Annotated in this window: 22 protein-coding genes and 1 tRNA gene; 13 read left to right on the top strand and 10 right to left on the bottom strand. The window is 69.7% G+C overall.

Annotation, left to right across the window (positions count from 1 at the left end):
* Positions 1 to 89 precede the first annotated feature (89 nt).
* From pepN to J4H85_RS06795, 3 genes are read left to right on the top strand one after another with little or no spacing between them, the layout of a single operon-like run.
* Complete coding sequence (pepN, locus tag J4H85_RS06805) at positions 90 to 2,669, top strand: aminopeptidase N (RefSeq protein WP_208238104.1); 2,580 nt, start codon at positions 90 to 92, stop codon at positions 2,667 to 2,669.
* An 18-nt stretch (positions 2,670 to 2,687) separates the two neighbouring features.
* On the top strand, positions 2,688 to 3,584 hold the full coding sequence (locus tag J4H85_RS06800; protein WP_208238103.1) for a mechanosensitive ion channel family protein: 897 nt from the start codon (positions 2,688 to 2,690) through the stop codon (positions 3,582 to 3,584).
* Entirely contained in the window at positions 3,581 to 4,018 is a 438-nt protein-coding gene (locus J4H85_RS06795) for a globin (RefSeq protein WP_372440190.1), read from the top strand. The genes J4H85_RS06800 and J4H85_RS06795 overlap by 4 nt, the downstream gene beginning before the upstream one ends.
* 10 nt (positions 4,019 to 4,028) lie before the next feature.
* On the opposite strand, the gene J4H85_RS06790 is transcribed toward J4H85_RS06795, so the two are convergent.
* Complete coding sequence (locus J4H85_RS06790) at positions 4,029 to 4,526, bottom strand: hypothetical protein (protein ID WP_208238102.1); 498 nt, start codon at positions 4,524 to 4,526, stop codon at positions 4,029 to 4,031.
* Between the two features lie 153 nt (positions 4,527 to 4,679).
* Between J4H85_RS06790 and J4H85_RS06785 the strand changes: the two genes are divergently transcribed.
* The 5 genes from J4H85_RS06785 (at position 4,680) to J4H85_RS14255 (ending at position 9,865) form a co-directional block, all read left to right on the top strand.
* A tRNA-Arg gene (locus J4H85_RS06785) sits at positions 4,680 to 4,752 on the top strand.
* A gap of 116 nt (positions 4,753 to 4,868) precedes the next feature.
* Entirely contained in the window at positions 4,869 to 5,702 is an 834-nt protein-coding gene (locus J4H85_RS06780) for an alpha/beta fold hydrolase (protein WP_208238101.1), read from the top strand.
* A 190-nt stretch (positions 5,703 to 5,892) separates the two neighbouring features.
* Positions 5,893 to 7,392, top strand: a complete 1,500-nt coding sequence (locus J4H85_RS06775; protein WP_307863475.1) for an alanine/glycine:cation symporter family protein — start codon at positions 5,893 to 5,895, stop codon at positions 7,390 to 7,392.
* Positions 7,393 to 7,492: 100 nt separating this feature from the next.
* Positions 7,493 to 8,638, top strand: a complete 1,146-nt coding sequence (alr, locus tag J4H85_RS06770) for an alanine racemase (protein ID WP_208238099.1) — start codon at positions 7,493 to 7,495, stop codon at positions 8,636 to 8,638.
* Positions 8,639 to 8,647: 9 nt separating this feature from the next.
* Positions 8,648 to 9,865, top strand: coding sequence for an MFS transporter (locus J4H85_RS14255; RefSeq protein WP_208238098.1), 1,218 nt, complete (start codon positions 8,648 to 8,650; stop codon positions 9,863 to 9,865).
* A 6-nt stretch (positions 9,866 to 9,871) separates the two neighbouring features.
* Here the strand turns inward: J4H85_RS14255 and def are convergent, their stop codons facing one another.
* A complete protein-coding gene (def, locus tag J4H85_RS06760) occupies positions 9,872 to 10,435 on the bottom strand; it encodes a peptide deformylase (RefSeq protein WP_208238097.1) in 564 nt (187 codons plus the stop codon).
* A 143-nt stretch (positions 10,436 to 10,578) separates the two neighbouring features.
* On the opposite strand from def, the gene J4H85_RS06755 reads away from it, so the two are divergent.
* From J4H85_RS06755 to orn, 5 genes are all read left to right on the top strand, one after another.
* The gene (locus J4H85_RS06755) at positions 10,579 to 12,222 is read left to right on the top strand and encodes an ABC transporter substrate-binding protein (RefSeq protein WP_208238095.1); all 1,644 of its coding nucleotides are present in this window, start codon (positions 10,579 to 10,581) and stop codon (positions 12,220 to 12,222) included.
* Positions 12,223 to 12,235: 13 nt separating this feature from the next.
* Positions 12,236 to 13,207, top strand: a complete 972-nt coding sequence (locus J4H85_RS06750) for an ABC transporter permease (protein ID WP_208238093.1) — start codon at positions 12,236 to 12,238, stop codon at positions 13,205 to 13,207.
* Positions 13,200 to 14,048, top strand: a complete 849-nt coding sequence (locus tag J4H85_RS06745) for an ABC transporter permease (RefSeq protein ID WP_208238092.1) — start codon at positions 13,200 to 13,202, stop codon at positions 14,046 to 14,048. The genes J4H85_RS06750 and J4H85_RS06745 overlap by 8 nt, the downstream gene beginning before the upstream one ends.
* Entirely contained in the window at positions 14,045 to 15,565 is a 1,521-nt protein-coding gene (locus J4H85_RS06740) for an ABC transporter ATP-binding protein (protein WP_208238090.1), read from the top strand. The genes J4H85_RS06745 and J4H85_RS06740 overlap by 4 nt, the downstream gene beginning before the upstream one ends.
* Positions 15,566 to 15,897: 332 nt before the next feature.
* Complete coding sequence (orn, locus tag J4H85_RS06735) at positions 15,898 to 16,548, top strand: oligoribonuclease (protein WP_208238087.1); 651 nt, start codon at positions 15,898 to 15,900, stop codon at positions 16,546 to 16,548.
* On the opposite strand, the gene J4H85_RS06730 is transcribed toward orn, so the two are convergent.
* Genes J4H85_RS06730 through J4H85_RS06695 form a run of 8 tightly spaced genes read right to left on the bottom strand, consistent with a single transcriptional unit; the run spans position 16,514 to position 23,616 of the window.
* Positions 16,514 to 17,017 carry a Na+/H+ antiporter subunit E gene (locus J4H85_RS06730; protein ID WP_208238085.1) on the bottom strand — a complete coding sequence of 168 codons (504 nt, stop codon included), beginning with the start codon at positions 17,015 to 17,017 and terminating at the stop codon, positions 16,514 to 16,516. The two genes, orn and J4H85_RS06730, sit on opposite strands and share 35 nt — an antisense overlap.
* Positions 17,014 to 18,834, bottom strand: a complete 1,821-nt coding sequence (locus J4H85_RS06725; RefSeq protein ID WP_208238084.1) for a complex I subunit 5 family protein — start codon at positions 18,832 to 18,834, stop codon at positions 17,014 to 17,016. Before J4H85_RS06725 ends, J4H85_RS06730 begins: the two co-directional genes overlap by 4 nt.
* A complete protein-coding gene (locus J4H85_RS06720; protein WP_208238083.1) occupies positions 18,831 to 20,354 on the bottom strand; it encodes a complex I subunit 5 family protein in 1,524 nt (507 codons plus the stop codon). Before J4H85_RS06720 ends, J4H85_RS06725 begins: the two co-directional genes overlap by 4 nt.
* Complete coding sequence (locus J4H85_RS06715; protein ID WP_208238082.1) at positions 20,351 to 21,826, bottom strand: complex I subunit 5 family protein; 1,476 nt, start codon at positions 21,824 to 21,826, stop codon at positions 20,351 to 20,353. The genes J4H85_RS06720 and J4H85_RS06715 overlap by 4 nt, the downstream gene beginning before the upstream one ends.
* A complete protein-coding gene (locus J4H85_RS06710; protein ID WP_208238081.1) occupies positions 21,823 to 22,158 on the bottom strand; it encodes an NADH-quinone oxidoreductase subunit K in 336 nt (111 codons plus the stop codon). The genes J4H85_RS06715 and J4H85_RS06710 overlap by 4 nt, the downstream gene beginning before the upstream one ends.
* A complete protein-coding gene (locus J4H85_RS06705; protein WP_208238080.1) occupies positions 22,155 to 23,078 on the bottom strand; it encodes a hydrogenase subunit MbhD domain-containing protein in 924 nt (307 codons plus the stop codon). Before J4H85_RS06705 ends, J4H85_RS06710 begins: the two co-directional genes overlap by 4 nt.
* Positions 23,078 to 23,386: a cation:proton antiporter gene (locus J4H85_RS06700; RefSeq protein WP_208238079.1), complete on the bottom strand. Its 309-nt coding sequence runs from the start codon at positions 23,384 to 23,386 to the stop codon at positions 23,078 to 23,080. Before J4H85_RS06700 ends, J4H85_RS06705 begins: the two co-directional genes overlap by 1 nt.
* A complete protein-coding gene (locus J4H85_RS06695) occupies positions 23,383 to 23,616 on the bottom strand; it encodes an MrpF/PhaF family protein (protein ID WP_208238078.1) in 234 nt (77 codons plus the stop codon). Before J4H85_RS06695 ends, J4H85_RS06700 begins: the two co-directional genes overlap by 4 nt.
* Positions 23,617 to 23,712: the final 96 nt, after the last annotated feature.

Raw genomic sequence — 23,712 nt, 5'->3', positions numbered from 1 at the left:
CGAGTTCTGAGGCGGGAGGCATAGGCTGTTCGGGTCACTCGTGCAGCAGTCACACCCGAACTCGACCGCAGTCGTCCGTAAGGAGCATCGTGCCCGGAGAAAACCTGACCCGCGTGGAAGCGCAGGAGCGCGCCTCGATCGTCACCGTCGACAGTTACGAGGTCGCTCTCGACCTCGCTCGCGGACCCGAGCGCTTCGGAGCTGAGACCACGGTCCGATTCTCCGCGACGGCGGGCGCCTCGACCTTCATCGATCTGATCGCGGCGGAGGTCAGCCGGATCGATCTCAACGGTACCGAGCTCGATCCGAGCGAAGCGTTCGCGGACTCCCGGATCGCTCTGCCCGACCTCGCTGCGGAGAACACGCTGACGGTCGTCTCCGAGCAGCGCTACACGAACACGGGTGAGGGCCTGCACCGGTTCGTCGACCCTGCCGACGACGAGGTGTACCTCTACTCGCAGTTCGAGGTGCCCGATTCGCGACGGGTCTTCGCGGTGTTCGAGCAGCCCGACCTCAAGGCCACGTTCCGCTTCAGCGTGACGGCGCCGGCCCGCTGGCAGGTCGTGAGCAACCAGACGACGCCTGACCAGGTGCCGGCCGGCGAGCGCGACGGCGTCGCCCTCGCGACCTGGACGTTCGCGCCCACGCCCGTCATGTCCAGCTACATCACCGCGCTCATCGCCGGCCCGTACCACGTGGAGCGGAGCGAACTGACGAGCCGCGACGGCCGCACGATCCCGCTCGGGGTGTTCTGCCGCGAGTCGCTGGCCCCGCACCTCGATGCCGACTACGTCTTCGAGAAGACGCGCGAGGGATTCGCGTTCTTCGAGGAGCAGTTCGACTACCCCTACCCGTTCGAGAAGTACGACCAGCTCTTCGTTCCCGAGTTCAACGCGGGTGCGATGGAGAACGCGGGCGCGATCACCTTCACCGAGGCCTACGTGTTCCGCAGCCAGGTGACCGACGCGATGCGCGAGCGTCGCGTCGTCACGATCCTCCACGAACTCGCGCATATGTGGTTCGGCGATCTCGTGACCATGCGCTGGTGGAACGACCTCTGGCTCAACGAGTCCTTCGCCGAGTACATGTCGACGCTCGCCGTGGCGGAGGCCACCGAGTGGACCGAGTGCTGGACGACATTCGTCGCATCGGAGAAGTCGTGGGCCTACCGCCAGGATCAGCTGCCGTCGACGCACCCCATCGTCGCCGAGATCCGCGACCTCGAAGACGTGCTCGTGAACTTCGACGGCATCACGTACGCCAAGGGCGCCTCAGTGCTGAAGCAGCTCGTCGCCTGGGTCGGACGCGAACCGTTCATGCAGGGCGTGCACGACTACTTCGTGAAGCACCACCACAGCAACACCGAGCTGCCCGACCTCATGACCGAACTCGAAGCACGAAGCGGCCGAGATCTGTCGGACTGGACGAAGCTCTGGCTCGAGACCGCAGGGGTCAACACGCTGCGCCCCGCGTTCGGCGTCGACGCCGACGGCCGGTTCACGTCGTTCACGATCGAGCAGTCGGCTGCGGACTCCCACCCGACGCTCCGCCCGCACCGCATCGCGGTCGGACTCTACGAACTGCAGAAGGATCGCGACCGCGACCGGGTCTCCCTGGGCCGAGTGAAGCGGGTCGAACTCGACATCGACGGCGCCTCGACCTCCGTCGACGAGCTCGTCGGCGAGCGCCGCCCGGCGCTCGTGATCCTGAACGACGACGACCTCACCTACGCGAAGATCCGTCTCGACGACCGTTCGCTCGAGACCGTCGCCGAGCACCTCGGCGATCTAGACGACTCGCTCCCCCGCTCACTCATGTGGGGCGCGCTCTGGGATGCGACGCGCGACGGCGAGTTCCCGCCGACGCACTTCGTCGACCTCGTGCTGCGCCACATCGCCGCCGAGTCGGCCTCGACGACCCTGCGCACGCTGCTGGGCCAGCTCGTGCTCGCCGCCTCCTCGTACGTCGCCCGCGACCGACGCACCGCGATGCTCGAGCGCGTCGCCGACATGCTGTGGCAGCTCGCCGTCGACGCCGAGCCGGGTTCGGATCGCCAGTTCCAGTTCGTGAAGACCTTCGCGCAGGTGGCCGGCACCGAGGAGCAGCTGGACGCCGTGGCGCGCCTGCTCGACGGAAGCGCCCTGATCGACGGTCTCGACATCGACACCGATCTCGGCTGGGAGCTGCTCATCGCACTGGCCGCGGGAGGACGCATCGACGCGAGCGCGATCGATGCGCGGCTCGCCGAGGATCGCACGGCCAGCGGTCAGCAGTCCGCGGCGCACGCCCGCGCCGCGCTCCCGTCCCCTGAGGACAAGCGCGCCGCCTGGGACTCGGTGTTCGCCGACGCGACCGCGCCGAACCTCATCGTCCGGGCGACCGGTCTCGGCTTCACTCGCGCGCGCGATCTCGCCACGCTCGAGCCGTTCGTCGAGCACTACTTCTCGGCGCTCGAAGACGTCTGGGCCTCGCGCAGCTACGCCATCGCCGATGAACTCATCGACGGCTTCTTCCCCGCTCCGCTGGCGGACGAGCGACTGCAGCAGGCGACGCAGGCGTGGCTCGATGCCCACCCCGAGGCGCCCGCGGCCCTGCGCCGTCTCGTGAGCGAGCACCTGGCAGGAGTCGAACGAGCCCTCAACGCGCAGCGAGCCGACCGGGAGGTGTGATTGGAAGAGGTCGATCAGATGACGAGCGGAGTGTGGGCGGCAGTGCTCGCGTTCATCGATGAGTTCCAGGTGCCGATCCGGATCGTCGTGATCCTGGTGCTCGCCTTCGTGGTGCACTGGGTGCTGCGACGCCTGCTGAAGCGGTTCATCGAGGGCGTCGTGAGCGGCGTGAAGAAGAACCAGAACGTGGAGGCGACGACGGAGATCCGTGCGTCACCCCTCGTCAAAGCTCGCGCCATCCAACGGACGCGCACGCTCGGCGGCATCGGTCGAAGCCTCATCACCTGGGTGATCGTCATCATTGCGACGGTGATGGTGCTCGGGCAGCTGAACTTCAACCTCACCGCGATCCTGGCCTCCGCCGGTGTCGCTGCGGCGGGTCTGGCCTTCGGCGCGCAGAACGTCATCAAGGACATCCTCAACGGGGTGTTCATGGTCTTTGAGGATCAGCTCGGGGTGGGCGACCTCGTCACCATCGGCGAGATCACCGGAACGGTTGAGGACGTCGGAATCCGAGTGACGCAACTCCGTGCGCTCGATGGCACGCTCTGGTTCGTGCGCAATGGCGAAGTGCTCACGCTCGGCAACGCCTCGCAGGGGTGGGGTCGCGCACTCGTCGACATCACGATCGACGCGAACAACGACCTGGAGCTCGCGGAACGGGTCGCCACCGAGGCCGCGCACGAGCTCGCGCACGATCCCGAGTACATTCGCAAGGTCACGGGCGAGCCGGAGGTCTGGGGGCTCGAGAGCGTCTTCGGCGACCGCGCCACGCTCCGCATGGTCATGATGACGCGACCCGAGGCGCAGTGGGGCGTGCAGCGTGCACTGCGCGCTCGCCTGAAAACGAAGTTCGCCGAGGCGGGCATCACTCTCGCCGCCGAACTGCCGAACTACCCCGGAGGGACCCAGTGACCGACGAACCGGCACGCCCGAATCTGACGCTGCGGCTCGGCGACCAGGGCCCGGCCGTGACCGACACGGTGTGGTCGCAGGTGGGAGGCACCGAGACCTTCGAGCGCATCGTGCACGTGTTCTACGCCGGAGTGCGCGAGGACCCGGTGCTCGCGCCGATGTACCCGGCCGACGACTGGGAGGGCGCCGAGTGGCGTCTCCGGGCGTTCCTCGAGCAGTACTGGGGCGGACCGACGACGTACTCCGAGCAGCGGGGACACCCCCGCCTGCGGATGCGCCACCAGCCCTTCGCCGTGACCCCCGAGGCCCGCGACCGCTGGCTGGTGCACATGCATCACGCGCTCGACGAGGCGGCGCTCCCGCCGATGCACGACGCGGCGTTCCGGGACTACGTGGAGCGGGCCGCGCAGGCGATGGTGAATCGACTGGAATAGGCCGCCCGCGCTAGAGGGCCTGGGCCTCCCAGGCCTGCTCGCAGCCGCGATCGGTGATGTCGTTCCACGTGAGCGTGAGATCGCTCCACCCGGTCGACCGCGCGTCGAAGGTCTCCGCCAGGCGATCGGTCAGCTTCGCCGGCTGGTCGCACCCCGTCACATCGAGCACAAGTGTCTGGACGAAGCGCCCGCGATCGCGCTCAAGATCGTTGTGGATCTGCAGCGCCAACCCGCCGGGAACGCGCTTCACCGGGGCCAGGGGCCGACTCGAGTCCTCCGGGCGACGCCCGGCCACGCAGACCCGCCGCACCGACGGGTACTGGTCGAGCGTCGCGCGGATACCCGCGACCGCCTTCCGCCACTCCGTCTTCGCTTCTTTCCGGGACGCGCACGCGTGCAGGTCGACACCCCACAGCAGCCCCGTCGGCCGCTGCGGATCGCCGCACTCCGATGCGAGCTCCGCGTACTGCGGCAGCACATCGCCTCGAACGATGACCGAGGATCTCATCGGCACCTCTCCTGACGATCGACGTGGTGCGTCGATCACAAACCTGAATATGACGGTCGCCGCCCGGGTTCTCCGCACGACCGCACCATCCTACGACTCGGCATCGCACCATGCAACGGGGCGCGTCCGTCGACGGTGTACCCTCGAAAGGTCGCCCCCGTAGCTCAGTGGATAGAGCATCGGCCTTCTAATCCGACGGTCGCAGGTTCGAATCCTGCCGGGGGCACTCCTGTCACTCGCGGTGGTGCGCTGAGAGCGCAACCCCTCCCCCGAAATTCGTGCCGTCCCTAGGCTGGGATGTGTTCCCCACCGGAACGTCCACCGCGACTCAGGGAGGTCTGCATGACACAGGAACACCACGGAGTACTCGACACCGCACCGGTCCACGTCGATGACACGGGGGGCACGGGTCGTCCCGTCGTCCTCATCCACGGGTGGCCGCTCTCAGGCGAGTCCTGGGGCGAGCAGGTGGATGCGCTCGTCGCCGAGGGCTACCGCGTCATCACCTACGATCGTCGCGGGTTCGGTCGGAGCGAGAAGCCGGAGTCGGGGTACGAGTACGACACGCTCGCCGATGATCTGGCGGCTGTGCTCGAGGCGCGTGACCTCACCGACGCGACACTCATCGGGTTCTCGATGGGCGGGGGCGAAGTGGCGCGCTACATCGCGCGCCACGGACAGGACCGCCTGCGGAGCATCGTCTTCGCGGCAGCCGTGCCGCCGTATCTCGCTCAGACCGAGGACAACCCGGAGGGGCCGCTCGACGCCGATTCGGCGGCCAGCATGCGCCAGGGGCTCGAGAACGACCGCGACGGCTTCTTCGACCAGTTCATCACTGATTTCTTCTCGGTCGACGGCGATATCAAGGTGAGCGAGGAGCAGCGTCAAGCGGCACTGAGACTCGCGCATCAATCCGATCAGCGGGCGGCACTCCTCTGCATGGACGCCTTCGCCGGGACCGACTTCCGCGAGGATCTGCGCCACGTCTCCGTGCCGACTCTGGTCGTGCACGGCAATTCGGACGCGACAGTCCCCCTCGAAGGCTCGGGTCAGCGCACCCACGAGGCGATCTCTGACAGCGTGCTGCACGTGATCGAGGGCGGCCCCCACGGCATCAACACCAGTCACGCGACGGAGTTCAATCGCGCCGTGCTCGACTTCCTCGACGCCAACTGACGGGTATCTGTCCGCTCCTGACGGAGTGCGCACAGACGGCCCCGCCGAACGGACAGACGTTCGGCGGGGCCGTCTGCGTCGCGTCACATCGATGTCCTCCCCTATACTCGACACTCAGGTTGCTCTCAGACTCACGAGGCCGGGGGCGCCGCTCACGCACCGCCGCGACATCGAAAGTGGGAACACCCCTGTGGATGCACTGAATTCCGTCCTCGACAGCATTGCTGCAGTGATCTGGGGGCCGTTCGTCCTCATCCCGCTGCTGCTCGGCACCGGCATTTACATGACCGTGCGACTCGGGGGGCTGCAGTTTCTCCGCACCGGATCAGCGCTCCACCTCGGACTGATCCGTCGCTCGGACAAGGGCGCCAGCGGTGACGTCTCGCAGTACCGCGCACTCGCAACCGCCCTCGCCGCTACCGTTGGGACCGGCAACATCGCGGGCGTCGCGACCGCGATCGCGCTCGGCGGGCCCGGCGCGATCTTCTGGATGTGGGTCAGTGGCATCTTCGGCATGGCGCTCAAATACAGCGAGTCCTTCCTCGCCGTGCGATTCCGCCAGGTCGACGCGAAGGGCGGACGCAACGGCGGACCGCAGTACTACCTGCAGAAGGGCATCCGTGGCCCGCTCGGGTTCGTGCTCGCCTGGGCATTCACGATCTTCACCATCTTCGCCAGCTTCGGCATCGGCAACATGGTGCAGGGCAACTCGATCGCCGAGACGATGACCGCGAACTTCAGCATCCCCACCTGGGCCACCGGCCTCGTCCTGGCCGCGTTGACCTTCGTCGTCCTCATCGGCGGCGTGCAGTCGATCAGCCGTGCAGCAGCCGGCATCGTGCCCTTCATGATCGTGTTCTTCATCGCTGCGCAGCTGTGGATCCTGCTCGTGCACATCGGAGATGTCCCCGCCGCCTTCGCCACGATCTTCATGGACGCCTTCACCGGTTCCGCGGCGGCCGGCGGCTTCACCGGAGCAGCCGTGATCGCGGCGATCCAGTTCGGTCTCGCACGCGGACTCTTCTCGAACGAGTCGGGCATGGGCTCGGCGGCCATCGCCGCAGGTGCCGCGCAGACGAGCCACCCGGTGCGACAGGGTCTCGTCTCGATGACGCAGACCTTCATCGACACCATCATCCTGGTCACCATGACCGCACTCGTGATCGTGGTCACCGACGCCTACACCTTCATCGACGACGCGGGCGACGCGCTCACCGGCGTGAACCTCACCTCCGCCGCGTTCTCGGAGGGACTGCCGGGCGAGTGGGGCGGATGGATCGTCGCGATCAGCCTGATCATGTTCGCCTCGACCACGCTCTGGGGGTGGTCGTACTACGGCGAGCGCGCCATCGAACGAGCGGTCGGCACGCGAGCGATCACACCGTTCCGTCTCGTCTGGGTCGTGATGGCGTACGTCGGCTGCACGATCCCCCTCGCGACCGTGTGGACGCTCGCGGACATCATGAACGGACTCATGGTGATCCCGAACCTCATCGGCATCCTGATCCTGTCGAATCTGGTGGCGCGGGAGACGAAGTCGTACCTCAAGTTCGACCCGAAGCTCCGGGCCAGCCAGGAGGAGATCGACCGCGCCTTCGTCAACGACCCCGGGTACCAGTCGTGGCGCACCGCCGAGCAGGAGATGGACACCCGCGCCATCGAGGTGCGCGCGCGGTTGAAGCAGCGGTAGCGCGACGCAGGTGCGAGCCCGCGACACCTCTCTAGAATGGGGGCGTCGCGGGCTCGCGTCCGCGACCGCTTCGAATCTCGCGAGCAAGGAGCCCGCCCGAATGACCGAGACCCTCAGCTCATCCCGCGGCTCGTCTCCCGCGCCGTTCCGGGAAGCCCGCATCGACGTTGCAGCGATCGCCGCGAATACGCAGAAGTTCGTCGACCTGACCGGAGTGCCCGTGATCGCCGTGGTGAAGGCCGACGGATACGGGCACGGCGCGATCCTCGCCGCACGCGGCGCGCTCGCGGGCGGCGCCTCGCACCTCGGCGTCGCCGATATCGCGGAGGCGGTGGAGCTCCGGAGTGCCGGTATCGATGCCCCGATCATCGCGTGGCTCCATGCTCCGGGCGAGACCTTCGCGCGGGCGCGCGAGCACCGCATCGAGGTCGGCCTGTCGTCAGTCGAGCAGCTCGACGCCGCGGGCGACGGAGCGCCGGGTGACGAACCGCTCCGCGTGCACCTGAAGGTGGACACCGGACTCTCGCGGAACGGAATCGCCGCGCGCGAGTGGGAGCGGGCGTGCGTACGCGCCGCCGAGCTCGAGACCGACGGTCGTGTCGAGATCGTCGGCATCTTCAGCCACCTCTCCAACACCACGCTCGACGACGATCGCGCGGCGATCCGGCGCTTCGACCAGGCGCTCGACGTCGCCGCCGCATCCGGACTCCGCCCGCGGATCCGGCACATCGCCGCGTCCCAGGCCGCGCTCGAACTGCCGGAGTCCCGGTACGACGCGGTCAGGATCGGTCTCGGCATCTACGGATTCAGCCCGCTCCCCGACCGCGACGGGCCCGCGCTGGGACTTCGTGCGGCGATGACCCTGCGCGGCAGCGTCGCCTCCGTGAAACGCGTCGGGCCGGGCACCGGCGTGTCGTACGACTATCTCTACCGCACCGAACGCGAGACGACCCTCGCGCTCGTACCGCTCGGGTACGCCGATGGCGTTCCCCGGCAGGCGACCGGTCGGGCCACGGTGCACATCGACGGCCGCACCCACCCCGTCGTCGGGCGCATCGCGATGGACCAGTTCGTCGTCGACATCGGCGACGCCCCCGTCGCGGTGGGCGACGAAGTGGTGCTGTTCGGCGAGCCGACGCACGGCCTCCCTTCCGCCGAAGCCTGGGCCGACGCCGCGGACACGATCCAGCGCGACGTGCTGACGGGTGTCGGTCGACGCGTCCCCCGGGTCGCCGCACCGGAGTAGGATCGACGGGTGCCGCGATCCGTCTCTCCCCCGACCGAACGCGCACGACTCCCGTTCGAGGTCTGGGCGCTCGTCGCCGGCGGCTTCTCGGTGGCGCTCGGATACGGCGTCGTCGCTCCGGCGATCCCGCAGTACGCGCAGGCGTTCGGCGTCTCGAACTTCGCCGCTTCGGCGATCGTCAGCGCCTTCGCGCTCATGCGACTCGTCTCGGCACCGCTCGCCGGGTGGGTCCTCGGGCGCATGGGCGAACGGCGCACGTACTCCGCCGGGATCCTCATCGTGGCACTATCGACCGGCGCGTGCGCGCTCGCGGTCAACTACCCGCAGCTCCTGATTCTCAGGGGCGTCGGCGGTGTCGGGTCGATCATGTTCACGGTGGCGGCGACGGCGCTCCTCATCAAGGTCAGCCCGGTACACGCCCGCGGGCGTGTCGCCAGCCTCAACGCGGCCGGGTTCCTGCTCGGCAGCCTCATCGGGCCCGTCTTCGGCGCGGTCGTCGCGAGTTTCGGCCTGCGCGCCCCGTTCGTCTTCTATTTCGCCACGCTCATCGTCGCGGCGCTCGTCGTCTGGGTCGCACTGCGCCGGTCGACCTACGTCGGCATCGGCGGCACGGTCGAAGACCGACACGTGCTCACCATGCGCGACGCGCTCGCCGTCCCCCAGTACCGGGTCCTGCTCGGCTCGGTCTTCGCGTTCGGCTGGACGTCCTACGGGGTGCGCATCTCGATCGTGCCCCTGTTCGTCGCCGCGGCGTACCAGGGCGACGCGGCAATGGCCGCGTGGGTGCTCGCCGCATACGCCGCCGGGAACGCGGTCCTCATCTTCCCGTCCGGTCGATGGAACGACACCGTCGGGCGCAAGCCGCTCCTCATCACCGGGATGGCGGTCTCCGCGGTCGCCTACGTCCTCTTCCCCGCCTCGCCGTCGATCATCTTCGCCGCGGCCGCGATGTTCGTCGCCGGCGCGGGCTCTGCGCTCGCGAACCCCGGTCAGCAGGCGGTGCTGGCGGACGTCGTCGGTATGCGACGCGGAGGGTCCGCGGTCGCGGGCTACTCGATGCTGTCCGATCTCGGCGGCGTCATCGGCCCCCTGCTCGCCGGGGCCGTCGTCGATGTCGCGGGCTTCGGATGGGCTTTCTGGATCAGCGCGGCGCTGCTCTTCGCCGCCGCCATCGCCTGGTCGTCCGTCGCTGATTCGCGGCACCTGCCCCGCGGCGACGGAGCGTGACCGGACTCAGCCCTCGAGGTCGTCGACGCCGGGCATCCAGCTGAGCCCCGGCTTCCCCCAACCGTTCTTCCGCTCCGCCTTCTGCGCGGCGCGGCTCTCCGGATGCACGAGGCGGTCGACGTACAGCAGCCCCTCCAGGTGGTCGGCCTCGTGCTGCAGGATACGGGCGAACCACCCGGTCGCCTCGATCTCGTAGTGCTCGCCCTGCGCGTCCTGCGCGCGCAGGAGAGCGCGCTCGGACCGGCGCAACGCGAACCGCTCGCCCGGAAACGAGAGGCACCCTTCCACGTCTTCCTCGTCGGGGAGACCCGGTTCGGCCGGACTGACCCACAGCACGGGATTCACGGCGACTCCCCTGGCAGGGGCTTCATCCTGATCCTCGTAGATCCAGACGAACACGCGCTTGCCGACCCCGACCTGCGGCGCGGCCAGCCCGACGCCCGGAGCCGCCACCGTCGTCTCGAACATGTCGGCGACGAGCTGCTGCAGGTCGTCGCCGAAGTCGGTCACGGTTTCCGCTGGACGGTGCAGAACGGGTTCACCGCAGATGGTGATGGGGAGCACTGACATGAGTTCCAGCCTATTCCACCCTCCAGCCGACACGTGCTCCTCCCGTGGCGCGGAATGTGGGATGATGGTCAGCGCCATGTTCTTGCACTCGGTCCATGAATAGATCGGCAGGAGCCCCACCGGAGCACAGGAGCCCGATCCGCATGTCACGTCGCACCCGTCTGTCCGCCCGCGCCTCCCGCGTGGGCATCGCATCGCTCGCCGGCGTTGCCCTCGTCGCGCCGCTCGCCGCGTGCTCGTCGGGGGGCGACGGACCCCGCGACACCCTCGTCTACGCTTCGGGCGACGCCGAACCTACCTGCCTCGACCCCCACGTCGGCGGCAACTACCCGCAGGCCCTGCTCGCGACCCAGGTGCTCGAGTCGATGGTCTCGCGCAACGATGACGGCGAGATCGTCCCCTGGCTCGCCACCGACTGGGAGGTGAGCGACGACGGGATGACGTGGGACTTCACGCTCGACGCCGACGCGCAGTTCAGCGACGGCACCCCCGTCGACGCCGCGGCCATCAAAGCCAATATCGAACACCTGCAGGATCCCGAGACGGGTTCGTCGACCGGCTACCTCGCGGTCCAGCAGATCGACGAGGTGGAGGTGGTCGACGCCACCCACGCCCGCTTCACCATGGTGCGCCCGGACGCGGCCCTGCTCGAGTCGCTCGCCCAGGTCTGGGTCTCGATCCAGTCGCCGGCGGGCATCGAGCGCGGCAGCGATGAGAACTGCCTCGCCCCCATCGGCAGCGGGCCGTACGTCGTCGATGAGTGGGTGAAGCAGGATCGCATCGAGCTGAGCCGCAACCCCGAGTACGCCACGCCCCCGGGCGGCGAGGACCTGCCGCCCGAGAACGCAGTGGCGTCACTCACCTGGCGGTTCATCCCTGACTCCACGGCACGGTACTCGGCGCTCGAGAGCGGCCAGGTCGACATCATCGACAACCCGCTGCCCGATCAGATCACCGCCGCCGAGGCGTCGGAGGATCTCGACCATCTCGACGCTCCGCGGCCCGGGGCGAGCAACCGCATCGAGCTGAACTCCGGACAGGCGCCGTTCGACGACATCCGGGTGCGCGAGGCCTTCATCTCGGCGGTCGACGTCGACTCGGCGGTCTCGTCGCTCTTCGAGGACACCGCCGAGCGGTCGACCTCAGCTATGTCGAGCGCGGAGCCGCTCGTGCAGCAATCGCCCGACAGCTACGTCTTCGACCAGGACCGCGCCGGCGAACTGCTCGACGAGGCCGGGTGGGACGAGCGCGACAGCGACGGCATCCGCACGAAGGACGGCGAGCGCCTCACCCTGCGATTCCCCGTGAGCACCAACCAGTCCGTCCCCGCCGAACAGGCCCTCTTCGAGCAGCTCCAGGCGAACGCCGCCGAGGCCGGCTTCGAGGTGCAGATCAGCCTGCTCGACCTGTCGAGCTGGTACGAGGCGCTCGCGCAGCACGAGTACGAACTCGTCAGCGCCCCGTACACCAAGATCGGCCCCGACGTCCTGAGGTTCCTGTACCACTCCGACGCGATCGAGCCGGCGCCGAGCGGCTACTTCGCGAACGCGGCGCAGATCAGCGACCCCGAACTCGACGCACTGCTCGACTCCGTCGGATCCGAAATGAATCCCGAGGCGCGAGCGACCGCCACCACGGCCGCGCAGGAGCGGATCGCCGAGCTGCAGGTCATCCTGCCCCTCTACGACCAGCAGAACCACTTCCTGTACCGCAGCGATCTCGAGGGCTTCCGCGCGCTCCCGACGGTGAGCACCCCGTGGCTCGCCGACGTGGTCGCCGGGGCCTGAGCGCGCGCGGCGTATGACGGCGAACGGCAGACGCCGGCTCCTCCGCGCGCTCGCGCGCTGCGGCGGGAGCCTCGTCGTGTTGTTCGTCGTCGCGAGCCTGGCGTTCGTCGCACTCCAGTTCATCCCCGGTGATCCGGCCGAGGCCGCCCTCGGCGGACCGGGAAGTCAGGCGAGCGCCGAGGCACTGGAGGCGGCCCGAGCCGAGTTCGGACTCGACCGACCAGTGCCCGTGCAGTACGTCGACTTCCTCGCCCGCATCGCCGTCTTCGACTTCGGGACCTCCTACGCACAGGGGCTCCCGGTCACCCGGGTGATCGGAGCCGCCGCCGGACCCACCCTCGTGCTCGCGGGCGCGGCGCTGCTGTTCGCCTGGATCCTGGCACTCGTCAGCGTCGTCATCGCGAGCGGGCGGTCGCGCCTCGCACGTGCGGTCGCCGGCGCACTCGACCTGGTATCGGCCGCCATGCCGAACTTCTGGCTCGCGAGCCTCCTCGTGCTCCTCTTCGCGAGCGTGCTGGGCTGGCTGCCCCCGGTCAGCACCGGCGGCGTCGACGGTATCGTCCTCCCCGCGCTCGCACTCGCGATCCCGACGGCCGGGTTCCTCGCCCAGGTCTGCCGCACCGGTGCAGACGATGCGCTGCGCGCACCGTTCATCGACAGCGCTCGCGCGCGCGGCGAGACGGAGTTCGGCGTGCGGGTGCGGCACGTGCTCAGGCACGCGGCCGTGCCGGGACTGAACCTCACCGGGTGGGCGCTCGGCTCGCTCCTCAGCGGTGCCGCCGTGATCGAGGTGATCTTCGCGCGACCGGGACTCGGACGCACGCTCGTCACCGCGGTGCTCTCGCGCGACGTGCCCGTGGTGCTCGGCGTCGTCCTCTTCGCCGCCCTCGCCTACGTGCTCGTCACCCTCGTGACGGACCTCGTCATCGCGCGCGTCGATCCGCGCACCGAGGCGCGGCTCGAGGCGGTGGTCTCGCATGTCTAGCGTGCACCAGAAGGCCGCCTTTCGCCGCGTGACGCTGTCGCCGCTCGAGATCGGTGCCGTCGTCGTGGCCGTGCTGCTCGTCGCCTGTGCGGTGCTTCCGCAGTGGCTCGCGCCCCATCCACCGCTCGCCGTCTCCCCCGCCGAGTCGTTCCAAGCACCGAACGCGACACACCCGTTCGGCACCGACGACTCCGGCCGTGACATCCTCAGTCGTGTCATCTTCGGGGCACGCGAATCCTTGACGATCGGTCTGGTCGCCACGCTGACCGGCCTCGTGTTCGGCGTCGCGCTCGGCGCGGTCGCCGGCGGGTCGCGGAGCCGATGGGCGGCCCCGATCCGGCTCGCCGCCGACCGGCTCATCGAAGCACTGTTCGCCTTCCCCGGGCTGCTGCTGGCACTGCTCGTGATCGCCGTGCGCGGGCCGGGACTCGCGTCCATCGTGATCGCCGTCACGATCTCCACGGCACCCGGGTACGCGCGCATGGTCCGCGGAGGGGTGCGCCGAGCCCTCACCTCAGGCGCTGTGGAGGCGGCCAGGCTGCAGGGCGATCGCGGGCCGAGAATCTGGTCGCTGCTCGTCCTCCCCGAAGCGCTGCGCCCCGTGCTCGTGCTCGCGACGCTCGGCGTCGGACACGCGGTGATCCTCGCGGCCGCGCTCGGCTTCCTCGGACTCGGAGCACCCCCGCCGGCTCCCGAGTGGGGCGCCATGCTCAACGCCGGGCGGCCGTACCTGACCCAGGCATGGTGGATGACGGTGTTCCCCGGCTCGATGATCCTGCTCGTCGGACTCACCACGACCGCGATCGGACGGTCACTCGAGCGTCGCGGGAGGTTCGCATGATCGCCGCGCGCCTCACCGAACTCACGGTGCGCTTCCCCACGACGGGGCAGACCGCGGTCGACCGTGTCTCGCTCACCGTCGAATCGGGCGCCTGCGTCGCGCTCGTCGGCGAGTCCGGATCGGGCAAGACTCTCACCGCCAGGGCGCTGCTCGGCCTGCTGCCGCCGACGGCGCGGGCCGAGGTCGCGATGCACGAGATCTGGGGGCGCCCAGCCCCCGCAGATGCGTCGCGCAGCTGGAACGCGATCCGCGGGGCATTCACGGGCCTCGTGCCCCAGGACGCACTCGGCGGCCTCGATCCGTTGCGCCGCGTCGAGCACGAGGTCGGCGACGCCCTCCGCCTGCACGGGGTCCCCGCCGCCGACCGCCGAGCGCGCGTGGTCAGCGCGCTCGCCTCGGCCGGCATGCCTGAGCCGGAGACGCGGCTGCGCCTGCGCAGCGACGAACTCTCGGGAGGTTTGCGCCAGCGCGCGCTCGTGGCATCGGCGATGATCGCGGATCCCGAACTCATCGTCGCCGACGAACCCACGACGGCGCTCGACGCCGAACACCGCGGACGGGTCCTCCGCGAGCTCCGGGCTCGCGCCGACGCCGGCGCCGGGGTCGTCCTCATCACCCACGATCTCACCAGCGTCACCGATATCGCCGATATCGTGCACGTGATGCGGCACGGGAGCATCATCGAGTCGGGTGCTCCCGCCGAGGTGCTGCGGCACCCGCAGCACCCGTTCACCCGCGAACTCATCGCCGCCTCCCCACGAGGAGTACCCAGGGGCACCAGGCTCACCTCCGCATCGGGCGCGGTCGACGTGCCGCCCGAACGCGGGGAGGAGCTGTTGCGCCTTACCGACGTCTCCGTCGCGTACCCCGTGCGTGGCACCGGACAGGCTCGGCCCGTGCTCGCCGAAGCGTCACTCGACGTCCGCGCTCGCGAAACCGTCGGACTCGTCGGAGAATCCGGGTCGGGAAAGACCACGCTGCTGCGCGCCGCACTCGGACTGCTCCCCCCGGACTCGGGAGCCGTCCTCATCGGCGGCGTCGAACGACGCGGAGCGACCCCGTCGCAGCGGCGCGCCATGCGTCGACGGGTGGCGTTCGTCCCGCAGGATCCTCTCGACTCCTTCCCCACCGGGGCACGGGGCGACATCGTACTGCGGGACGCGCTGCGCGCAGCCGGGATGCCACGCGCCGCCCGACCCGCGCGCGCCCACGCACTCGCCGCAGAGGTGGGACTCGCACCCGAGCTCCTGGCTCGACCCGCCGCGGAGCTCTCGGGAGGCCAGCGTCAACGCCTCGCCATCGCCCGCGCACTCGCCCGCGACCCCGACCTCCTCCTCCTCGACGAACCGGTGTCGGCACTCGACGTGACCGTGCAGGCCAGAGTGCTCGACCTGCTCGACGACCTGCAGCGAACCCGCGGTACCGGTCACCTCTTCGTCTCGCACGACCCCGACGTGATCGCGCACGTCAGCGATCGCGTGCTGCGCCTCGAGGGTGGAAGGCTCCTCCCGGCGTAGGGGTGCTCTTGCTCGCCCCCGGGTGCGCCCGAACCCGCTCCGCGCCGCGCGCCGCCGCCGTGCGCCGCCGCCGCGTCGAGATTGCGCGAAGTCGGGCTTCGCACACCCTGAACCCAGCAGAACTGCAATCTCGGCGAAGGCTCTGGCGCGGGCGGGGCGGGCGGGGCGGGCGGGCGGGTGGGGCGGGCGGGGGCGCGGGAGGGGCGCGGGAGGGGCGAGAGAGGGGCGAGAGAGCGGGTGGGTGCCGCGCCCGCGCGGATCCCGGGCTCCAGCCGCGCGTAGACTGGGCGGGTGCCGCACCCGGCACGCGCCGCCGACCCCGAGGAGTCACCGTGTCGAACGCCCCCGCAGAGCAGATCGTCTGGATCGACTGCGAGATGACCGGACTCGACCCCGACCTCGACGGTCTCTGCGAGATCGCCGTCATCGTCACCGACTTCGACCTCCAGCCCCTGCATGAGGGGTTCGAGATCGTGATCAACCCCGGTCAGGCCGCCCTCGATCACATGGGCGACTTCGTGCGCGAGATGCATACGAAGTCCGGTCTGCTCGAACGCATCGCCGGGGGCGCCTCCCTCGCCGACGCCGAACGGCAGGTCATCGCGTACCTCGATGGGCTGGTCACTGCGGGGCGTCGCCCGCTCGTCGCCGGCAACACCATCGGCATGGATCGCCGCTTCATGGCCAAATACCTCCCGACGCTCGAGGAGCGCCTGCACTATCGCAGCATCGACGTGTCGACGCTGAAGGAACTGTCGCGTCGCTGGTTCCCCGCTGCGTTCTTCGGCGCCCCCGAGAAGCGCGGGGATCATCGGGCGCTCACCGATATCGCCGAGTCGATCCGCGAGCTCGACTACTTCCGGCGGGCCGTCGTCGTCTCGGGATCGGGCCCCGACAAGGCCGCGGCAGAGGCGCTGGCCGCCGACACGGAGACCCGCTACGCTGCGCTCATTCGCGAAGCGCCGGCGGATCCTCGCCCATAACCCGGGCGACTCGCGCCTCGAGCGCGCTCAGCGCCTCCGTGACCTCGAGGTCGGAGCCGATCACGTGCACCTCGACTTCGGCGCACGTTCGTGATGCCGACAGGGTGCCGGGGATGAGGTTCATGAGCAGGGTGACGACGGTCCTGCCGCGATCAGACTCGATGCCGACGCGGTAGGTCGTCCAGTACGGGTCGATTCTGGGGCGCGGCAGGCGCAGCGCGCGCAGCGCGACATCGGTTCCGCCCATGACCGAACGCCAGAGAATCCATCCGACGAGGCCGATGAGCGCGCGTGCGCGTCGGATCGGCGATCCCGACCACCGACCCGGACGCCCCGTGAGCGCGTAGCTGGCGACCACCACCGCGGGGACCACGCCGGCGCCGTACACGACCATCGTCGCGTCGCCCTCGATGAGCGCGATCCAGACGATCGACGCGAGCAGTGCGCGCAGCAGTACCGAGACCATCATGCGTGCCCTCCAGATAGACCGAGCCAGACGATGACGGCGACAAGGATCATGAGCAGCGCCGCCCCGGAACCGGCCCATGTGCCGATGCGCAGCTGCGCGCGCTCCACGGTCGGAGCAGGGGTCGGCACGCGCTGCAGCTGGGCACGTACCGCGCGACCGCCCCGATCGAGGGCTCGCATTCCGGACCGCGACCAGGCCCCGGCCGCGCGCACCCACTGCTCTTCGATGGCGACGACGTCGCCGGGCGGCACGATGTCGCCGCGCGGGTGCAGCAGACGGCTGCGCCGGCCGGGGACGGTCGCCGCGAGTCGCCCGACGAGCAGCGCCGCAGCGAGACCGAGGAGGAGCGGCCAGCTCTGATCCCACCACGTCGTCGCACTGAACCACTTCGGCACCGACTGCGTGGGCGCGAACGCCCCGGCGAGACGCGACACCGGCCAGACGGCCGCCACCCCGAGCGCGGCCCACACGACCCCGCGCAGGATCGGAGTCCGGTGCCGTGGGCGCTCACGGCGCCAGATCACCCAGGCGAATCGGGCGATGAGCAGTGTGGATCCCACTCCGATCCAGGGCAGCACATCAGCGACGGGGAGTCCGCCCGCCCAGGGGATGCCCGCATCTCCCGCGGCCTCCTTCGCACCGTACTTCGCGACGTAGCCGCTGGTGAGCGGCGCCCCGATGAGCGACAGCGCCGCGACGGCGAGCACGGCCGAGACGAACCAGCGCGGCCACCGTTCCACGTCCCAGAGCTGCACACCGAGGAAGAGCGCCGCCTTCGCGCATCCGTGATGCACCGCGTAGACGACCGCGGCCGCGATGCAGACGTCGGCCAATTGCGGGACGAGCAGCGCGACGCCGACGAGCGCGGCCAGTGCCCCCATCTGACTGATACTGCTGTAGGCGAGGATGACTTTCGGGTCGTCCTGCAACACGCCGACGGGCACCGCAGCGAAGCCTCCGATGAGTGCAAGGGCGAGCAGCACGGCACCCCACAGCGGTTCCGCGGTCTCCTCGCCGAGCGGCAGGAATCGGATCCAACCGACCAGCCCGGCCTTCAGCATGACCCCGGACAGGACCGCGCTCGCCGGCGTGGGAGCGGCCGGATGCGCGAGCGGCAACCACACGTGCAGCGGCACGGTTCCGGCCTTGACCCCGAAACCCGCGATCAGGAGTCCGATGATGAGGTCGCGTTCCGGAGCGGCGGACACCGCGGCTCCGGCGTCGACGAGCATGACGCCGCCCGCGCGCACCGTGAGCAGCACTGCCGCGAGCACGGCACCTTCACCGAGCACGGTCATGACGAGGTAGATGCGACCGGCGCGCAGCGCCGATGCGGATCGGCTGTGGATCACCAGGGCGGCCCCGGTGAAGCTCATGGCGGTGAAGCAGAGGTAGAACGTGACGGTATCGGCCGCGAGAAACACTCCGAGGTTCGCGGCGTAGCAGACGAGCATGAGCGCGGCGAGCAGCGCCGGTCTGCCATCAGGACCGCGCGGCACGAAGGCCAGCGCGAGACCGTAGACGAGTGCCGCGAGGCCCGCGAGGGGTCGTCCGATCTCGTCGAGCTGCACCGTGGTGCCGAAGAGCATCCAGGGGATGGCGCGCTCACCGGCGTCGCCCAGGAGCACCAGCGCACCCGCGGGCACCGCCGCGGCCCACGCCCAGCGCGTCACGCGATCCCTCATCGCGCGCACCGCGTCAGACGTCCCCGCTCCGGTCACCGCCAGCATCGTCGCGACGAGCAGTGGAGCCCCAAACGCGAGCACCCAGAAGGCGTTGGCGAGCGACTCGGGGAGTTCGATAGCGCCGGTCATCATCGGTAGCTCCCCTCGGCGATGAACTCGGCCAGACTCCAGGGCGAGTAGCCCCAGCCCGCGGCCACGCCCACCACGATGGACAGGCCGGCGGTGATGATCGCCGGCCAGAGCAGGGCGTGCGGGGCTTCGAAGCGGAGGGTGCCCGAGCGACGCCCTGACCAGTCGGCTTCGGGATCGGGGTCGGTGAACCAGAGCGCGTAGACCACGGGCAAGAAGTAGGCGGCGTTGAGCAGCGTGCTCACCACCAGCACTCCGACGACCCAAGGTTCTCCCGCCTGCAGTCCGCCGAGGGCGAGGGGCCACTTCGAGACGAATCCGGCGAGCGGAGGCAGACCGATCATGCCGAACGCGCCGATGGTGAAGGCCAGCGAAGTGAGGGGCATGCGCCGCCCGACGCCGCGCAGTCCGCTCACCTTCGACACCCCGATCACCTCGGCGAAGAGCCCGGCGCAGAAGAAGAGCGTGATCTTCATCAGCCCCTGGTGGACGATGTGGACGAGCGCCCCCGAGGTGGCGAGCGGCGCGATCAGCGCGGCGCCGAGCGCCACATAGGACAGCTGCGAGACGGTGGAGTACGCGAGGCGTCGCTTCAGGTCGTCCTGCATCAGCGCCCGCACCGATCCGTACACGATCGTGAATCCGGCGAACGCTGCGAGCACCGACAGCAGTCCGAGACGTTCGGCTGCGGCGAGGCCGAAAAGGTCGTGGATCACCCGTACGATCCCGAATGCCCCAGCTTTCACCACGGCGACCGCGTGCAGCAAGGCGCTCACCGGCGCCGGCGCGACCATCGCGACCGGAAGCCACCCGTGCAGCGGGAAGATCGCCGCCTTCACTCCCATGCCCGCGAGAAGCAGCCCACCGATCACCGTCATCGCGACGGGATGGTCATCGATCGCCGCCGCGACCTCGGGAGCACCGCCGGACACGAACTCGACCGGACCGGTGAGCACGGTGAGCCACACCACGCCGATGAGCACGAGCGCCCCGCCTCCGAGCGTGTAGACGAGGTAGGTGCGCGCGCCGTCGAGCGCTTCACGCGTGCCGCGGTGGGCGACGAGCGGGTACGTGACGAGCGTGAGCAGTTCGAAGAACAGCAGGAACGTCAGCAGGTTGCCCGCGAGCGCGATTCCCGTGGTCGCCGTCACGCACAGACTGAAGAAGCCGAAGAAGCGCGACTGGTTCGGGGATCCGCCGAGATATCCCATGGCGTAGATCGTCGTCACCAGCCACAGCACTGCCGACAGCCCGACGAAGAAGAGCGAGAACGCGTCGGTGGTGAGCACGATGTCGATACCCGGTGCCCACTCCATCGACGCCCTGAGCTTCTCCCCCGCCACGACCGGTGGAATCAGTACGACGACGAACCCGACCTTCGACAGCGCGCCGAACAGGTTCAGTGCGGTGCGGAGTCGCTTGCGGTCCTCGCGCAGGAAGAACACGATCGCACCGGGCAGCAGAGAGGTCAGCAGCATCAGCAGAGGGATGACGCTGTAGTCGACCGTGGCGTCGGGATTCATGCGCCACCCCCGATCATCGAGTACTGGCCGATCAGACCGATCAGGCCGCTCGAGAAGATGCCGAGCACCACCGAGGCGATCGCGAGCGTCAGCGGCACCACCGTCAACGTGACGGGAGTGCGTTGCTGCGGTGCAGGCGCTTCCTCTCCCCGGGCGTTGAATGTCGCGCGGATCATCGCCGCGGTGTACCCGAACGCGAGCAGACCTCCCACGGCGAGCACCGCGGCCCACCACCATGCGCCGCGGTCGATGGCGGAGACGAGCAGCTGCCATTTCGCCACGAATCCGAAGGTGGGAGGCAGGGCGGCCAGACTGACGCCGGCGACGGCCAGCGCGGCCACCGTTCCCGGCATGCGCGACACCGCTCCACGAAGATCTGAGAGACGATCGGAGCCGTAGGCGATCGCCAGATTTCCGGCTGCGAGGAACATCGCAGCCTTGGCGAGACCGTGGGCGAGCACGAGGGTGACGCCTCCAGCCCAGCCTTGCCCGGATCCGTCACCGAGACCGGTGCCATCGGAGGCGAGGTCGAGCACCATCGCGAAGTACCCGACTTGGGCGACCGTCGAGTAGGCGATGATGCGCTTGAGCCGCCTGGCGCGGAGCGCCATCACGCTGCCCCAGATGACGGCGACGGCTCCGGCGACAGCGGCCGCCGCACCGAGCACGACCACCGCCGCGCTGTCGTCTTTCAGCGCGAACCACACACGCCACAGCACGAACACGGCGGCTTTGACGACGAGTGCAGAGAGCGCGGCACTGACCGCGGCCGGCGCCGCCGGGTGCGCGACCGGGAGCCACGAGTGCAGCGGGAACAGCGCCATCTTCGCGCCCATGCCGATGAGCGTCAGTGCGAGGACCGCGATCAGCACCATGCCACTCGACATGGTCTCCGTCGCGAGCAGCAGGTCGAGCACGCCCGTCTCGGCGTAGACGAGGGCGACGGCGAGCAGAAACAGCAGGGATCCGACCACGCCGACGAAGAGGTACCGCAGTGCGGCGCCCGCCGAGCCTCGGCCGCCGAGTCCGACGAGCGCCACGGCCGCGAGCGTCACCAGTTCGAGCATGACGAACATGTTGAAGAGGTCGCCCGAGACGAACACACCGTTGAGGCCCGACCAGAGCCCGAGCCAGAGCGGCCAGAAGCGGGGCCCGCCGCTCATCGCATCACTGGCGAGGGCAACGGTCGAGACGGCGAACCCGATGACCGCGGTGAGCAGCAGGAAGACCAGGCTGACGCCATCGGCCCGCAGCGTGATGCCGAGCGGAGCCTCCCAGCCGCCCAGCGCGATCTCCGACCCCGCGCCGTCTGCGACGGCGAGCGCGAACGCGAGGGCGATCGCCGTCGCGGCGGTCACCGCTGCGCACGCCCAGCCGACCCAGCGACGACGCGACGGAGGGACGAGGGCGACGACACCGGCGCCCGCGAGCGGCACGAGCACGAGTGCGGGAAGGATGCTCGCGGCGATCATGGTGCACCCCCTGGTACGTCGCGCTCGTCGGACAGTTCGGCGGCATCGGGTGCATCGAGCTCGTCGCTCTCCGCGTCCACGCGTCGCGCGAACGCGAGTGCGACACCGCTCGTCGCCGCCATGATGACGATTCCGGTCAGCACGAGCGCCTGGGGCACCGGATCCGGGTCCGAGGTGCGCGCTGCGATCGCGAGGAACATCATCATCACGCCTCCCGAGGCGACGTTCAGCGCGATGATGCGGCGTATGAGATCCCGCACGAGCAGGTGGGCGACGAGCCCGGTCGCGAAGACCAGGGGTCCGGCGACGAGGGCGAGCGCTGCGAGCGTCATCGGACCTCCCGTTCGGCACGCCGGTTCGCGACGAAGATGCGGGCGAGTCCGACGCCGATGCTGATCGCGAGCACCGCCTCGATCGCCAGAATGATGGCCGATGCGCCGGCTTCGGGCAGCACGAGCCAGCCGTCGCCCCACACCGCTGTCGCCCCCGCCAGTGCGATGAAGCTCAACGTACCGAGCGCGACGAACCACTCGCCGGCGATTCCGCGCGTCGAGGCGCCGCGCGCTCCCGTGAGGTACGCGATGAGCAGTCCGGCCGACACCATCGCTCCCGATTGAAACGCACCGCCCGGGCGCGTGGTGCCCGCGACGAGGAACCACCCCGCCAGGAGCAGCACCGCCGGCACCAGCAGCGTGCCGATCCGTCCCAGATCGGCGTGCGCCTCGAGCCGTCTGGCCCAGGCACCGTCACTCACCGCGGTGGCGGCGAACGCGGCGATCATCACCACTGCGATCTCGAGCAGGGTGTCGAAGCTGCGGAAGTTCAGGAGCACGGCGGTGACGGGATGCTCGGCACCGCTCGCGGGTGCTGCCGATGCGACGGCGGCGGGCAGGGCGCCGGTGGGCGGACTGAGACGCATCGTCACCGCGAGCAACCCGGTCGCCACGACGACCGCCCCGGCGACGCCGAAGCCGCCGGCGATCCACCATCGCCTCGTCGCACCGGTCGGATGCCGCCCGGCGCTTCCCGAGAGGGCATCCACCAAGAGCGCGCCCGTGATTCCGCCGCCCAGCACCGCCTCCGCCACAGCGATGTCCGGGGCCCCGAGACGAGCCCAGAGCACGGCGAGCAGCACACCGAAGACCAGGAACGCGGCGACGGCACCCTGTCGACGGCGCAGCAGCACGGCGATCACCGCAGTGACCACCACGACCCCGAGCAGGATCACGTCGAACACGGCGAGCACGTCCATCACGCATCACCCGCGCGATGATCGCCGCCCTGCGGTCGTTCTCGGCGCGCAAGCACGTGTCCGTTCACGGCTGTGCCGATGAGCGCTAGAAGCCAGATGAGCACGAGTTTCAGTGCGGTTCCCCAGGCCCACTCGGTCGCGAGCACGTGCACGATCAGCGCGAGCGCGATGAGGCCGAGCCCGAGGTTGTCGGCTTTGGCCACGGCGTGCAGGCGCGTCGGCAGGTCGGGGAACCTCAGCAGTCCGAGCGTTCCGGCGACGACGAAGCACGTACCGAGCACGAGCAGCACGATGACGATGACGCTCATTCGCGCTCCCGCTGAGTCCAGACGAGCGCGACCACGGCGGCGAGCCCGACGACGGCCAGTGCCGCGTCGCGGAATGCGGGCGTGTCGGTGAGCGTGGCGATCACGATCAGGAGGGCAGCGCCGGTCGTGCCGAGCAGCACGAACGCGGTCAGCCGGTCACGCGTGGATGGTCCCCGGGCGGCGCGCCAGACTCCGGCGACAATGCATCCGAGCAACACGATGGCCGTCACCGCCATCACCGTCTCCACTGCGTCGATCCGCGTCCTCCTCCGGGCGCTGCTGTCCGACTCCGTTCGGACCCCATTCTACCGGGATGCCGACAACGG

The organism is Leucobacter tardus (assembly GCF_017583045.1).
GTDB lineage: Bacteria > Actinomycetota > Actinomycetes > Actinomycetales > Microbacteriaceae > Leucobacter > Leucobacter tardus.
Note: the sequence above shows the minus strand (reverse complement) of the source record. Positions and strands in the feature narration are given on the sequence as shown.

Coding starts and splice junctions, on each gene's coding strand:
- J4H85_RS06725 (WP_208238084.1), bottom strand. CDS start 18,834: ATGATGACCGGCGCTATCGAACTCCCCGAGTCGCTCGCCAACGCCTTC.
- J4H85_RS06710 (WP_208238081.1), bottom strand. CDS start 22,158: ATGACGCTCGCAGCGCTCGCCCTCGTCGCCGGACCCCTGGTCTTCGCG.
- J4H85_RS06720 (WP_208238083.1), bottom strand. CDS start 20,354: ATGAATCCCGACGCCACGGTCGACTACAGCGTCATCCCTCTGCTGATG.
- J4H85_RS06745 (WP_208238092.1), top strand. CDS start 13,200: ATGTCTAGCGTGCACCAGAAGGCCGCCTTTCGCCGCGTGACGCTGTCG.
- J4H85_RS06700 (WP_208238079.1), bottom strand. CDS start 23,386: ATGAGCGTCATCGTCATCGTGCTGCTCGTGCTCGGTACGTGCTTCGTC.
- J4H85_RS06750 (WP_208238093.1), top strand. CDS start 12,236: ATGACGGCGAACGGCAGACGCCGGCTCCTCCGCGCGCTCGCGCGCTGC.
- J4H85_RS06715 (WP_208238082.1), bottom strand. CDS start 21,826: ATGATCGCCGCGAGCATCCTTCCCGCACTCGTGCTCGTGCCGCTCGCG.
- J4H85_RS06780 (WP_208238101.1), top strand. CDS start 4,869: ATGACACAGGAACACCACGGAGTACTCGACACCGCACCGGTCCACGTC.
- J4H85_RS06705 (WP_208238080.1), bottom strand. CDS start 23,078: ATGGACGTGCTCGCCGTGTTCGACGTGATCCTGCTCGGGGTCGTGGTG.
- J4H85_RS06790 (WP_208238102.1), bottom strand. CDS start 4,526: ATGAGATCCTCGGTCATCGTTCGAGGCGATGTGCTGCCGCAGTACGCG.
- J4H85_RS06730 (WP_208238085.1), bottom strand. CDS start 17,017: ATGATGGTCTCGGTACTGCTGCGCGCACTGCTCGCGTCGATCGTCTGG.
- def (WP_208238097.1), bottom strand. CDS start 10,435: ATGTCAGTGCTCCCCATCACCATCTGCGGTGAACCCGTTCTGCACCGT.
- alr (WP_208238099.1), top strand. CDS start 7,493: ATGACCGAGACCCTCAGCTCATCCCGCGGCTCGTCTCCCGCGCCGTTC.
- J4H85_RS06740 (WP_208238090.1), top strand. CDS start 14,045: ATGATCGCCGCGCGCCTCACCGAACTCACGGTGCGCTTCCCCACGACG.
- J4H85_RS06800 (WP_208238103.1), top strand. CDS start 2,688: ATGACGAGCGGAGTGTGGGCGGCAGTGCTCGCGTTCATCGATGAGTTC.
- J4H85_RS06755 (WP_208238095.1), top strand. CDS start 10,579: ATGTCACGTCGCACCCGTCTGTCCGCCCGCGCCTCCCGCGTGGGCATC.